General features: G+C 62.0%; 9 protein-coding genes. 3 read left to right on the top strand and 6 right to left on the bottom strand.

From position 1 onward, the window contains the following. Positions 1-34: 34 nt before the first annotated feature. Positions 35-2,548, top strand: a complete 2,514-nt coding sequence (gene ptsP / locus CAG25_RS11255) for a phosphoenolpyruvate--protein phosphotransferase (RefSeq protein WP_085611426.1) — start codon at positions 35-37, stop codon at positions 2,546-2,548. Between the two features lie 23 nt (positions 2,549-2,571). Continuing rightward, a complete protein-coding gene (nagE, locus tag CAG25_RS11250) occupies positions 2,572-4,287 on the top strand; it encodes an N-acetylglucosamine-specific PTS transporter subunit IIBC (protein WP_085611425.1) in 1,716 nt (571 codons plus the stop codon). Between the two features lie 690 nt (positions 4,288-4,977). Here the strand turns inward: nagE and CAG25_RS11245 are convergent. Both CAG25_RS11245 and purL read right to left on the bottom strand, forming a co-directional pair. Beyond that, positions 4,978-5,289, bottom strand: a complete 312-nt coding sequence (locus CAG25_RS11245) for a YqfO family protein (protein WP_085611424.1) — start codon at positions 5,287-5,289, stop codon at positions 4,978-4,980. 5 nt (positions 5,290-5,294) lie between these two features. Beyond that, entirely contained in the window at positions 5,295-9,191 is a 3,897-nt protein-coding gene (gene purL / locus CAG25_RS11240) for a phosphoribosylformylglycinamidine synthase (protein ID WP_085611423.1), read from the bottom strand. A gap of 285 nt (positions 9,192-9,476) precedes the next feature. Here purL and mltF point away from each other — a divergent pair, with 285 nt between their 5' ends. Further along, a complete protein-coding gene (gene mltF / locus CAG25_RS11235) occupies positions 9,477-10,937 on the top strand; it encodes a membrane-bound lytic murein transglycosylase MltF (protein WP_011332593.1) in 1,461 nt (486 codons plus the stop codon). A 52-nt stretch (positions 10,938-10,989) separates the two neighbouring features. Here mltF and pdxJ read toward each other — a convergent pair whose 3' ends face one another. From pdxJ to rnc, 4 genes are all read right to left on the bottom strand, one after another. Further along, positions 10,990-11,733 carry a pyridoxine 5'-phosphate synthase gene (pdxJ, locus tag CAG25_RS11230; RefSeq protein ID WP_064382428.1) on the bottom strand — a complete coding sequence of 248 codons (744 nt, stop codon included), beginning with the start codon at positions 11,731-11,733 and terminating at the stop codon, positions 10,990-10,992. Between the two features lie 47 nt (positions 11,734-11,780). After that, a complete protein-coding gene (gene recO / locus CAG25_RS11225) occupies positions 11,781-12,470 on the bottom strand; it encodes a DNA repair protein RecO (RefSeq protein WP_085611422.1) in 690 nt (229 codons plus the stop codon). 169 nt (positions 12,471-12,639) lie between these two features. Further along, on the bottom strand, positions 12,640-13,542 hold the full coding sequence (era, locus tag CAG25_RS11220; protein WP_039769512.1) for a GTPase Era: 903 nt from the start codon (positions 13,540-13,542) through the stop codon (positions 12,640-12,642). After that, entirely contained in the window at positions 13,535-14,224 is a 690-nt protein-coding gene (gene rnc, locus CAG25_RS11215; RefSeq protein ID WP_011332589.1) for a ribonuclease III, read from the bottom strand. The genes era and rnc overlap by 8 nt, the downstream gene beginning before the upstream one ends. Positions 14,225-14,264 lie beyond the last annotated feature (40 nt).

The following is a 14,264-nucleotide window of genomic DNA, read 5'->3' as shown; positions in this document are numbered from 1 at the left end:
TCCGAACCGAACGTTTTCCTGATGAGACCGAGCCATGCACAACAACAATAAAGAGCTGACTTTAAGCGCCCCGCTCAGCGGCCCGGTGCTCACGCTCGCCAACGTTCCGGACGCGGTGTTCGCCAGCGGCGCGATGGGCGACGGCATTGCCATCGATCCGCTGAACGACACCCTGTATTCGCCCTGCGCCGGGGTAGTGATCCACGTCGCCCGCACCGGCCATGCGCTGACCGTGCGCGCCGACAACGGCGCCGAGCTGTTGCTGCACCTCGGTCTGGACACGGTGGAGTTGCAGGGTGAAGGCTTCTCGATGCTGGTCAAGGAAGGCGCGCGGGTCAGCAATGGCCAGCCGCTGCTGCGCTATGACCTGGACAAGGTCGGCCGCCAGTGCAAAAGCCTGGTCAGCCTGCTGATCCTGACCAACAGCCAGGATTTCCAGGCGCGCCCCATCACCCTGAAAACGGTGAAGGTCGGCGAGCCGCTGCTGCACATCATCGCTCGTCACAGTACAGCGGCGAATGCAGAAGAACTCGGCGGCCCGGAAGTTCTCGGTCACGTGCAGGTTGCCCATCGCGGCGGTCTGCATGCGCGCCCGGCGGCGTTGATCCGCCAGACGGCGCAAGGGTTCAAGAGCCAGTCGCAGCTGCATTTCGCCGGCAAGTCGGCATCGTGCAACAGCCTCATCGGTTTGATGGGCCTGGCGATTGGCGAGCAGGACGAAGTGCAAGTCAGTTGCCAGGGCCCGGACGCACAGGCTGCGCTGCAAGCCTTGCTCACTGCGTTGGCCACCGCACTGCCCGAAGACCATCACGCTGCCGCACCGGTTGCCGCCGCTCCACGCAATCGCTCGGCCGAGGCTGGCGTGTTGCACGGTGTTTGCGCCGCGCCGGGACTGGTCGGCGGGCCTCTGTTTCGTCTGAACGCGATCAGCCTGCCGGCCGACACCGGCAATCATCAGCCCGAGCATCAACTACAGATTCTCGACACCGCGCTGAATCAGGTTCGCAGCGAAATCGACGGCACCCTCGTCCAGGCGAAAAAACAGCGCAATGCCGACGAGGAAGCGATCTTCGCCGCGCACCTGGCCTTGCTGGAAGACCCGGCCTTGCTCGACGCCGCCCAGCAATCGATTGAAACCGGCACGGCGGCGACCCACGCCTGGAGCCAGTCCATCGATGCGCAATGCGAAGTGCTGCAAAACACCGGCAGCCCACTGCTGGCCGAGCGCGCCAACGATCTGCGCGACCTCAGGCAACGCGTGCTGCGCGCCCTGCTCGGCGAAGCCTGGCACTACGACGTGCCGGCCGGCGCCATCGTCGCCGCCCACGAACTGACGCCGTCGGACCTGCTGCAACTGAGCGCGCAAGGCGTCGCCGGTTTGTGCATGGCCGAAGGTGGCGCGACTTCCCACGTGGCGATTCTGGCTCGGGGCAAAGGCCTGCCGTGCGTGGTCGCACTGGGCTCGGCGCTGCTCGATCAAGCGCAAGGCCTGTCGGTGGTCCTCGACGCCGACGGCGGTCGCCTCGAGCTGACGCCGAATGCCGAGCGTCTGGCCGAAGTGCAGCAGGCGCAAATCGACCGTCAACAACGGCGCGACGCCCAGCAGGCCCAGGCCCACCTGCCGGCCGAAACCCGCAACGGCGTATCCATCGAAGTGGTCGCCAACGTCGCCTCCAGCCATGAAGCGGCCGATGCGTTTGCCAATGGCGCCGATGGCGTCGGCCTGTTGCGCACCGAATTTCTGTTCGTCGACCGCCAGACTGCGCCGGACGTCGAAGAGCAACGCGCTGCCTATCAAGCCGTGATTGATGCCATGGGCGACAAGTCGGTGATCATCCGCACCATCGACGTCGGTGGCGACAAACAACTCGATTACCTGCCGCTGCCAGTAGAGGCCAACCCGGTGCTCGGCCTGCGTGGCATTCGCCTGGCCCAGGCCCGCCCGGAAATCCTCGATCAGCAACTGCGCGCACTGCTGCAAGTCAGCCCGTTGCAGCGTTGCCGGATCCTGCTGCCGATGGTCACCGAGGTCGAAGAATTGCTGCACATCCGCCAGCGGGTCGATGCGCTGTGCCTGGAACTGGGAATCAATCAACGTCCGGAAATCGGCGTGATGATCGAAGTCCCGGCCGCCGCGTTGCAGGCCGAGCAACTGGCCGAACACGCCGACTTCCTGTCCATCGGCACCAACGACCTGTCGCAATACACCCTGGCCATGGACCGCGACCACTCAGGCCTCGCCGCACGGGTCGATGCACTTCACCCGGCGCTGCTGCGCCTGATCGCCATGACCTGCGAAGGCGCGGCGGTGCATAAACGCTGGGTCGGCGTGTGCGGCGCCCTCGCCTCGGATCCGCTGGCGACGCCGGTGCTGATCGGCCTGGGCGTGACCGAACTGTCGGTGAGCCCGGTACAGATCGGCGAAATCAAGGACCGCGTACGCCAGCTGCACGAAGCCGAATGCCAACGCCTCGCCCGGGACTTGCTCAAGCTGAGCAGCGCCGCCGCGGTGCGTCATGCCTGTCATCAACATTGGCCTCTGCGCTAACAAAAACAACAAGGACAATCGCCATGTACCAACTCTTCATCGAAGGCCTGCAACGCCTCGGCCGCGCGCTGATGCTGCCGATCGCGATCCTGCCGATCGCCGGCCTGCTACTGCGCCTGGGCGACACTGACCTGCTGAACATCGCAATCATCCACGACGCCGGTCAGGTGATCTTCGCCAACCTGGCGATGATCTTCGCCATCGGCATCGCGGTCGGTTTCGCCCGGGACAACAACGGCACCGCCGGCCTCGCCGGGGTGATCGGTTATCTGGTGATGATCTCCACCCTCAAGGTGCTCGACGCCAGCATCAACATGGGCATGCTCGCCGGGATCGTCAGCGGCCTGATGGCCGGCGCGCTGTACAACCGTTTCAAGGACATCAAGCTGCCGGAGTACCTCGCCTTTTTCGGTGGCCGGCGTTTTGTGCCGATCGTCACCGGGTTCGCGGCGGTCGGTCTGGGCGTGGTGTTCGGCTACATCTGGCCGCCGATCCAGCACGGCATCAACAGCTTCGGCGCCTTGATGATGGAAAGCGGCAGCCTTGGCGCCTTCGTGTTTGGCGTGTTCAACCGCCTGCTGATCGTCACCGGCCTGCACCATATCCTCAACAACATGGCGTGGTTCGTGTTCGGCAACTTCACCGACCCGACCACCGGCGCTCTGGTCACTGGCGATCTGTCGCGTTACTTCGCCGGCGATCCCAAGGGCGGCCAGTTCATGACCGGCATGTTCCCGATGATGATCTTCGGCCTGCCGGCAGCGTGCCTGGCGATGTACCGCAACGCCCTGCCGGAACGCCGTAAGGTCATGGGCGGGATCTTCCTGTCGATGGCCCTGACCTCATTCTTGACCGGGGTGACCGAGCCCATCGAATTTGCCTTCATGTTTCTGGCGCCGCTGCTGTATCTGGTGCATGCGTTGCTGACCGGGTTGTCGATGGCGATCACCAATGCGCTGAACATTCATCTGGGCTTCACCTTCTCCGGTGGTTTCATCGACATGGTGCTGGGCTGGGGACGCTCCACCAACGGCTGGCTGGTGGTGCCGGTGGGACTGGTTTATGCCGTCATCTATTACGCGGTGTTCGACTTCTGTATCCGCCGTTTCAATCTGAAAACGCCGGGACGTGAAGACGTGGCCGCTGCCGAGAAATCCGTGCTGACAGAAAACGAGCGCGCCGCTGCGTACATCAAAGCCTTGGGAGGTGCCGAGAATCTGGTCACCGTCGGCGCGTGCACCACGCGGCTGCGACTGGAAATGGTCGATCGCAACAAAGCCTCCGATGCCGATTTGAAAGCACTGGGTGCAATGGCCGTGGTACGTCCGGGCAAGGGCGGCAGTCTGCAGGTGGTCGTCGGGCCGATGGCTGACAGCATCGCCGACGAAATCCGCCTGGCGATGCCCGCATTGGGCCGAGCCGTAGCGACTGCTCCTGTCGCCGTCGTCGAAACCAGCGAGCCCGTTGCTATAGCCGCACCGCAAGCCCAGCAATGGCTGAGCGCCCTGGGCGGCAGCGACAACGTGCTGCAACTCGACTGCATCGCCATGAGCCGCATCCGCCTGCAACTGGCCGATGGCAAAGCGCTGTCGGAAAGCCGATTGAAAGAACTTGGATGTCTGGGCGTGAGCCCGCTGGAGGATGGCGTGTGGCACTTGCTGGTGGGTGAGCGGGCGCAGAGTTTGAGTGTGGCGCTGGAGGGGTTGGTCAATCGGAGTGAGGTGAGTGCAAAAGTCTGATGGTCGCCATCCAGTTTTGACTTTAAGCGATTACAAACAAGAAACCCGGCCTAGGCCGGGTTTCCTGTTTCATTTGAAGCAACCACCGCAGGACCGGAGCTTCCGAGGGGCAAGCTCAAAGCAAATGGGAAGATTCGGTAAATCCCACACATCTTTAAACATTCGAAAATGGAACGCGGAGCGTCCCGGGCTGCATTCCCACGCGGAGCGTGGGAACGATCAAGCAGTACACAGCTACCTTTTGCTTCCTGCTTCCTGCTTCCCGCTTCCCACTTCCCACCACTCAACACGATGAGCGTTAGCTCGAGTAAAGCTCTTGATCTTTTGGCCCCTTCGGAAGGCTGAGTGGAGGGATTTATCCGGGGGTGGGAGCGCAGCGACCGTGCGGCGCAGCCGCATGCATCGAGAGGAGGTGCAGCGAAGCAAACCGTAGGCGATGCCCCCGGATGAATCCCGGAACGAAGGAACACCGAGCCAAAGCGAGGTGCCGAACGCCGGGGCCCAGCGCTTTTGGTTACTTTTTTCTGGGCCGGCATTCCGGGCGTTTGAAAAAAGTGACTCGCCGTAAGGGCGAAACCGCCAGTGGCAACACCCGAAGCAACGGATATTCACTCAATCCCAAAACCAAAAAACCAAAAAACCCGCTGAAATCACTTCCAGCGGGTTTCCCGTATCAGCAGCCAAGGAAGATCAAAAATCCTCCAACCGCCAAACTTCATAAGCCGGTGTCTCGTAGGGATGGCTCAACTTAAGAGCCGCCACTACCGCGCGAATCAACTCATCGCAAACGACAAGCTCAACCTTCCACTCCTCGACCCGCTCAACCTGCCCAGCCTGACCAATGAACGGCTGACTGCCGTCCAGAGGCCGAAACTGACCAGAGCCAAGCACCTGCCAAGCACAGTGGTCATAGTCACCAATCCGCCCACCACCGGCAGCGAACACAGCGTCCTTGACCACCTCGACATGGCTGTCGGGAACAAAAAACGCGAGCTTGTACACAGCGCTTAGTTCACCCACACACGAGCATTACGGAACATACGCATCCAAGGTGCGTCTTCGTTCCAGTCTTCCGAACGCCACGAGTTCTGCACGGCACGGAACACACGCTCCGGGTGCGGCATCATGATCGTCACGCGACCGTCGCGGCTGGTGAGGCCGGTGATCCCGCGCGGCGAACCGTTCGGGTTGGCCGGGTAGGCTTCGGTGACCTTGCCGTGGTTGTCGACGAAACGCATCGCCACGCAACCCGACAGATCGGCTTCCAGCAGTGCCTCTTCGCTTTCGAATTCGGCATGGCCTTCACCGTGAGCGATGGCGATCGGCATGCGCGAACCGGCCATGCCCTGCAGGAAGATCGAGTTCGACTCCTGAACCTGAACCATCGCCACGCGCGCTTCGAATTGCTCGGAGCGGTTGCGCACGAAGTGCGGCCAGAACTCGCTGCCCGGGATCAGCTCGTGCAGGTTGGACATCATCTGGCAACCGTTGCACACGCCGAGGGTGAAGCTGTCGTTACGTTCGAAGAAGCCCTGGAACGCATCGCGGGCACGGCTGTTGAACAGTGCGGACTTGGCCCAGCCTTCACCGGCGCCGAGAACGTCGCCGTAGGAGAAACCACCGCAGGCCACCAGACCCTTGAACTCGTTCAGGTCGACGCGGCCGGCCAGAATGTCGCTCATGTGCACGTCGATCGCGTTGAAACCGGCGCGGTCGAACGCAGCCGCCATTTCCACCTGACCGTTGACGCCCTGCTCACGCAGTACCGCAACCTGTGGGCGGATGCCTTTCTTGATGTAAGGCGCGGCGATGTCCTGGTTGACGTCGTAGCTCAGCTTGACGCTCAGGCCCGGGTTGTCTTCTTCCAGCAGCGCATCGAACTCTTGCTCGGCGCAGTCGGCGTTGTCGCGCAGACGCTGGATCTGGTAGCTGGTCTCGGCCCACTGACGTTGCAGCAGACGACGCTGGCCTTCGAACACGGTGTCACCGTTGAAGGTGATGTTGATCTGGCCATTGTTGATCGGCTGACCGATCACCGACACGCAGTCGCCCAGACCAGCCGCGCTGAATTGGGCGAGGATGTCCGGGGTGGCGTCCTGGCGAACCTGGATCACGGCACCCAGTTCTTCGTTGAACAGGATGGCGGCGATTTCTGCCGAGGATTCAGCAACGCTGTCGAGGTTCAGGCTCAGACCGCAGTGACCGGCGAAGGCCATTTCCACCACGGAGGTCAGCAGACCGCCGTCGGAACGGTCGTGGTAAGCCAGCAGATGACCGTCGGCGTTGAGGCCCTGGATCACGGCGAAGAACGCCTTCAGGTCTTCGGCGTCGTCGACGTCCGGAGCCTGCTTGCCGAGCTTGCCGTGAACCTGGGCGAGGATCGAGGCGCCCATACGGTTCTGACCGCGACCGAGGTCGATCAGGATCAGGTCGGTGGTGCCCTTGTCCATGCGCAGTTCCGGAGTCAGGGTCTGACGGATGTCAGCCACTGGCGCGAAACCGGTCACGATCAGGGACATCGGCGAGGTGACGGTCTTGTCTTCGCCATCGTCGTTCCAGCGGGTGGCCATGGACATCGAGTCCTTGCCAACCGGAATGGTCAGGCCCAGTTCAGGGCACAGTTCCATGCCGACCGCTTTCACGGTGTCGTACAGACGCGCGTCTTCGCCCGGGTGGCCGGCAGCGGACATCCAGTTCGCCGACAGTTTGATGTCGGAGAGCTTGTTGATGCGCGAAGCGGCAATGTTGGTCAGGGTTTCGCCGATGGCCATGCGGCCCGACGCCGGAGCATCCAGCAGTGCCAGCGGAGTGCGCTCGCCCATCGCCATCGCTTCACCGGTGTAGACGTCGAAGCTGGTGGCGGTGACGGCCACGTCGGCCACCGGAACCTGCCAAGGGCCGACCATCTGGTCACGGGCCACGAGGCCGGTGATGGTGCGGTCGCCGATGGTGATCAGGAAGCTTTTGCTCGCCACGGCCGGGTGGTGCAGGACGCGTTCGATGCTTTCGCCGATGTCGAGGTTCGACGGATCGAAGTCATCGCCCAGCTCGGCTTCGCGAACCACCGAACGGTGCATGCGCGGCGCCTTGCCCAGCAACACTTCCAGTGGCATGTCCACCGGGTTGTTGCCGAAATGGCTGTCGGTCACGGTCAGTTGCGGCTCGGCGGTGGCTTCACCGACAACGGCAAACGGGCAACGCTCCCGTTCGCAGATCGCCTTGAAGCGCTCGAAGTCGGCCGGGCCGACTGCCAGAACGTAACGTTCCTGGGATTCGTTGGACCAGATTTCGTGCGGGGCCATGCCCGGCTCGTCGTTCGGAATGTTGCGCAGTTCGAAACGGCCACCGCGGTCGCCGTCGTTGACCAGTTCCGGGAAGGCGTTGGACAGACCGCCCGCACCCACGTCGTGGATGAAGCTGATCGGGTTCTTGTCGCCCAGCTGCCAGCAACGGTCGATGACTTCCTGGCAGCGACGTTCCATTTCAGGGTTTTCACGCTGAACGGAAGCGAAGTCCAGATCCGCCGAGCTGGTGCCGGTGGCCATGGAGGAAGCAGCGCCGCCACCCAGACCGATCAGCATCGCCGGGCCGCCGAGGACGATCAGCTTGGAGCCGACCAGAATCTCGCCTTTCTTGACGTGTTCTTCACGGATGTTGCCCATGCCGCCAGCCAGCATGATCGGCTTGTGGTAACCGCGAACTTCGTCACCGTGCGGGGTGGTGATCGATTGTTCGAAGGTACGGAAGTAACCGGTCAGGGCCGGACGGCCGAATTCGTTGTTGAACGCGGCGCCGCCCAGCGGGCCTTCGATCATGATGTCCAGCGCGTTGACGATGCGCTCAGGCTTGCCGTACGGCACTTCCCACGGCTGTTCGAAGCCCGGGATCTGCAGGTTCGACACGGTGAAACCGGTCAGGCCGGCTTTCGGCTTGGCGCCACGACCGGTTGCACCTTCGTCGCGGATCTCGCCACCGGAACCGGTGGACGCGCCCGGGAACGGAGCGATCGCGGTCGGGTGGTTGTGTGTTTCGACCTTCATCAGGATGTGCACCGGCTCCTGCACCGCGCCGTACTGGCGGGTTTCCGGATCCGGGAAGAAGCGGCCGGCGACGTTGCCGACGATCACCGAGGCGTTGTCCTTGTAAGCGGACAGCACGCCTTCGCTGTGCATCTGATAGGTGTTCTTGATCATGCCGAACAGGCTTTTTTCCTGGCTCTCGCCGTCAATATCCCAACTGGCGTTGAAGATCTTGTGGCGGCAGTGCTCGGAGTTGGCCTGGGCGAACATCATCAGTTCGATGTCGTGCGGGTTGCGCTTGAGACCGTTGAAGGCGTTGACCAGATAGTCGATCTCGTCTTCGGCCAGGGCCAGGCCCAGTTCGACGTTGGCCTTCTCCAGCGCGGCGCGACCACCGCCGAGGATGTCGATGGCGGTCAGCGGCTTCGGTTCGGCGTGGCTGAACAGACCGGCGGCCTGCTCGAGGTTGGCCAGAACGATCTGAGTCATACGGTCATGCAATACGTCTGCAATCTGCTGCGCTTCGGTTTCGCTGAACTGACCGGCCACGTAGAACGCGATACCGCGCTCCAGGCGCTGGATCTTGCTCAGGCCGCAGTTGCGGGCGATGTCGCTGGCCTTGCTCGACCATGGCGAGATGGTGCCGAAACGTGGCAACACCAGGAACAGACGACCGGTCGGCTCTTGAACCGGAACGCTTGGACCGTACTTCAGAAGGCGCGCAAGCACCTGCTGTTCGTCGCCGGTCAGGACGCCGGTGACTTCGGCGAAGTGAGCGAATTCAGCATACAGGCCACTGACAGCTGGAACCTTCTGGCTCAGTTGCTCAAGGAGTTTGCTGTGGCGAAAGGCAGAAAGGGCAGGAGCGCCGCGCAGGATCAACATCTTCGGGACAGCCTCGGGAAGGGGTGTGCTTTGAGGCCGTGCATTCTAGCCTAAACCGCCCTCAACATCACCCGAAACGCTACGCACGGTTGCACCCGGATGTCGAGTGGCGTTCCTGCCTTGAGGGTCAAATTTGTGGGGTGCAGGAACGCGGGTTATTTTTTCTGTCACAAAATGCCTTTCGGGCCCGTTTCTGCGGGGTTTCGCGCGGTTTTGTGATGCCTAGCAGACAACCCCTCGACTGTCGAGATATGGCGCCCGTTGTCCTTTGCGTATACTGCGCACATGTTTTCCCCAACGGCTTTGCGTCCGCGATACGCCAAATGGCTGATCGCTACCGGACTCTTCCTGATGCTCAGTGGCTGTGTTGATAAACCCAACACACTCGAGCGCGTAAAGGAGGATGGTGTGCTGCGGGTGGTCACCCGAAACAGCCCCGCCACCTACTTTCAGGATCGCAGCGGTGAAACCGGCTTCGAATACGAGCTGGTGAAGCGCTTTGCCGACGATTTGGGGGTCGAGCTGAAGATCGAAACCGCCGACAATCTAGACGACCTGTTCAATCAGGTCGGCAAGCCGAACGGCCCGGTACTGGCGGCCGCCGGCCTGGTCAGCAGCGAACAGCGCAAGAAGCAGGTTCGCTTCTCGCGCTCCTACCTCGAAGTCACCCCGCAGATCATCTACCGCAACGGCCAGTCACGCCCCACCGACGCCGGCGATCTGGTGGGCAAGAAGATCATGGTGCTCAAGGGCAGCACCCACGCCGAACAACTGGCGGAGCTGAAACAGAAATATCCTGGCATCCAGTACGAAGAGTCCGACGCCGTTGAAGTGGTCGACCTGCTGCGCATGGTCGATGAGGGCCAGATCGACCTGACCCTGGTCGATTCCAACGAAGTGGCGATGAACCAGGTGTACTTCACCAATATCCGCGTCGCCTTCGACCTCGGCGACGCGCGCAGCCAGAGCTGGGCCGTGGCCGCCGGCGAAGACAACAGCCTGCTCAACGAGATCAACAGTTATCTGGACAAGGTGCAGAAGAACGGCACCCTGCAACGCCTGAAAGACCGTTATTACGGCCACGTTGATGTCCTCGGCTACATGGGCGCCACCACCTTCGCCCAGCATTTGCAACAGCGGCTGCCCAAGTACGAACAGCACTTCAAGGCCTACGCCAAGAAAGAGAAAGTCGACTGGCGCCTGCTGGCGGCCATCGGTTATCAGGAATCGCTGTGGCAACCGGCGGTCACGTCGAAGACCGGCGTGCGCGGGCTGATGATGCTGACCCAGAACACCGCCCAGGCCATGGGCGTGTCCAACCGCCTCGATCCGAAGCAGAGCATCATGGGTGGCGCCAAGTACCTGGCCTACATGAAGGATCAGCTAGACGAATCGATCCAGGAACCGGATCGCACCTGGTTTGCTCTTGCGGCCTACAACGTCGGCAGCGGTCATCTGGATGACGCACGCAAACTGGCGGCCAAGGAAGGGTTGAACCCGGACAAGTGGCTGGATGTGAAAAAGATCCTGCCGCGCCTGTCGCAGAAGCAGTGGTACAGCAAGACCCGCTACGGCTACGCCCGGGGCGGCGAACCGGTGCATTTCGTGGCGAACATCCGTCGCTACTACGACATCCTCACCTGGGTGACCCAGCCGCAGCTTGAAGGCGATCAGGTGGCCGAGGGCAATCTGCATGTGCCGGGGATCGACAAATCGAAACCGGCTCAAGAGCCCGCCCCGCTTTAACCCATCCCCAAAACAAATGTGGGAGCAATTTGCTCCCACGAGATGTTGAAACTTAGTGTTTGGCAGCCGCCAGAATCAACGCCTTCATCTCCGACACCGCCGACTTGAAACCGACGAACAGAGCATGCGCCACCAGCGCATGACCGATGTTCAGCTCATTGATACCCTTGATCGCGGCAACCGCCTCGACGTTGTGATAGTGCAGGCCATGGCCGGCATTGACGATCAGGCCCTGGGCCAGACCGAAGGCCACGCCGTCCGCGACACGCTTGAGTTCTTCAGCCACTTCGGTCGGCGTTTCGGCATCGGCGTAACGTCCGGTGTGCAGCTCGATGGCCGGTGCGCCGACGCGCTTCGACGCAGCGATCTGCCGCTCGTCGGCGTCGATAAACAGCGACACTTCGCTGCCGATCTTCGACAAACGCTCGACCGCCGCCCTGATCCGCTCTTCCTGCCCCGCCACATCCAGACCGCCTTCGGTGGTCAGCTCCTGACGGGTTTCCGGCACCAGGCAGATGTGCGCCGGACGAATGCGCTCGGCGAACGCCATCATTTCTTCGGTGACGCCCATTTCGAAGTTCATGCGGGTTTGCAGCACATCCTTGAGCAGCAGCACGTCGCGCTCCTGAATGTGCCGACGGTCTTCGCGCAGGTGCACGGTGATGCCGTCAGCGCCCGCCTCTTCCGCGTCCAGCGCAGCCTTGACCGGATCCGGATAGCGCGTGCCACGGGCCTGACGCAGGGTGGCGACGTGGTCGATGTTCACGCCAAGAAGAATGCGATTGCTGGTGGTCACGGATGCGCTCCTGAATGGAAAGATTCGGCGCACAGCATACGGTGAGATCAGGGCTTGCGAAACAGCTCGCGACTGACGAGGGGACGACCGCCCAGATGCACGGCCAGCGCTTGTCGCATCAAGCGCTTGGCGGCGGACAACGCGCCGGGGGCCGACCAGTCGGCTTCGGCCATGGCCAGCAGTTCGGTGCCGTTGAACAGACCGGGTTGCAGCAGATAGACCCGTTCGAGCCCGGCATCCACCTGCAAGCGGTATAGGCCATCCGCAGCGATGGGTTCGTCATTGATGTCGGTGTTCAGGGAAAAGCCATAACCGAGGTCGTCGAGCAGCCGCCACTCGAAGGAGCGCAACAGCGGTTCCAGCGGCCGCCCCTCGGCCAATGCCAGCAACGTGACAGCGTAATGATCGAACACCGCAGGATGCGGATCTTCGGCGGGCAACAGGCGGATCAACAGCTCATTGAGATACAGACCGCTGAACAGCGCCTCACCGACCATCCACGTTGCGTTGCCGACACTTTCCATGCGCCCGACGTTCTTCAACTCACCCTTGCCGCGAAACTCCACTTCCAGCGGCACGAACGGTCGTGCCAGCGTCCCGGCCTTGCCCCGCGCGCTGCGCAACACCGCCCGCAGCCGACCTTGCGGCGTGAGGAAGTCCACCAGGGCGCTGGTTTCGCGGTAGGCGCGCGAATGCAGGACGTAGGCGGGCTGGGCGGGAGGTGGGCTTTGCGACATTGAGTTCTCGATGACGAAACGCAGTTTTACACACAAACCCAAAACTAATGTGGGAGCGGGCTTGCTCGCGAAAGCGGTGAGTCAGTCAAAACATATGTCGACTGATACGGCGCATTCGCGAGCAAGCCCGCTCCCACAGGGGGTTCTCTGGTGCAGCAGAAAACCGGTGTTACAGGTCGCCGTAACCCAGCGAACGCAGCGCACGCTCGTCGTCGGACCAGCCGCCCTTCACCTTGACCCACAGGTTGAGCATGATCTTGGAGTCGAACAGCAGCTCCATGTCCTTGCGCGCCTCCGTGCCGATGCGCTTGATGCGCTCGCCCTTGTCGCCAATGATGATTTTCTTCTGGCCGTCACGCTCGACGAGGATCAGCGCATGGATGTGCAGCGTCGCACCCTGCTGCTTGAACTCTTCGATTTCCACGGTGATCTGGTACGGCAGCTCGGCGCCGAGCTGGCGCATGATCTTCTCGCGCACCAGTTCGGCGGCGAGGAAGCGGCTGCTGCGGTCGGTGATCTGGTCTTCCGGGAAGAAGTGATCGTTCTCCGGCAGATGGTCGGCGATGACCTTTTCCAGGGCGTCGAGGTTGTGCCCGTGTTGCGCCGAGATCGGAATGATCTGCGCGTTCGGCAGCTGTTCCTGCAACCACGAAAGGTGCGGCATCAGCTCGGCCTTGTCTTCGATGCGGTCGGTCTTGTTCAGTGCGACGATCAACGGGCCGGTCACGTACTGCACGCGTTCAAGCACCATCTGGTCTTCTTCGGTCCACTTGGTGCGGTCGACCACGAAGATCACCACGTCGACGTCTTTCAACGCCGCCGAAGCGGTCTTGTTCATGTAGCGGTTCAGGGCTTTTTCGCCACCCTTGTGCATGCCGGGGGTGTCGACGTAGATCGCCTGCACATCGCCCTCGGTCTTGATCCCGAGCATGTTGTGGCGAGTGGTCTGCGGCTTGCGCGAGGTGATCGCCAGCTTCTGGCCGAGGATGTGGTTCAGCAGCGTGGACTTGCCCACGTTGGGACGGCCGACGATGGCAACATAGCCACAGCGCGTTGCGTTTGTATCAGTCATTGCCATTCTCCACACCCAGGGCAATCAGTGCTGCGGCGGCCGCTACCTGTTCGGCAATGCGACGGCTCACACCCTGACCCCGGCTTTTTTCATTCAATAGGACAACTTCGCACTCGACGAAGAAAGTACGGCAGTGCGGCTCGCCCTGGATATCCACCACTTCATAACGCGGCAGTTCACAGCCGCGCGATTGCAGGAATTCCTGCAGGCGGGTCTTGGGATCCTTGTTGGTGTCGACCAGCGTCAGGCCTTCGAACTCGCCGGCCAGCCAGGCCAGTACGCGCTCGCGGGCGACTTCCATGCCGGCGTCGAGGTAGATCGCACCGATCAGTGCTTCAAGGGCGTCGGCCAGAATAGACTCGCGACGGAAACCGCCGCTCTTCAACTCGCCAGAACCCAGACGCAGGTAATCGCCCAGATCGAAACCGCGGGCCAGCACCGCCAGCGTCTCACCTTTTACCAGCCGTGCGCGCAAACGCGACAACTGGCCTTCGCGCGCCAGCGGGAAACGGTCGAACAAGGCTTCGCCGGCAACAAAATTGAGGATCGCATCGCCGAGGAATTCCAGACGCTCGTTGTTGCGTCCGGCAAAGCTGCGGTGCGTAAGGGCCAGGACCATCAGTTCCTGGTCCTTGAAGGTGTAACCGAGCTGACGCTCGAGACGGCTTAGAGAAACGCTCACGGTTTACCCACGCTGAGTTCGTGGCTGGATTCCACTGCCA

This window comes from Pseudomonas sp. B16(2017) (assembly GCF_002113205.1).
Taxonomy (GTDB): Bacteria; Pseudomonadota; Gammaproteobacteria; order Pseudomonadales; family Pseudomonadaceae; genus Aquipseudomonas; species Aquipseudomonas pharyngis.
Note: the sequence above shows the minus strand (reverse complement) of the source record. Positions and strands in the feature narration are given on the sequence as shown.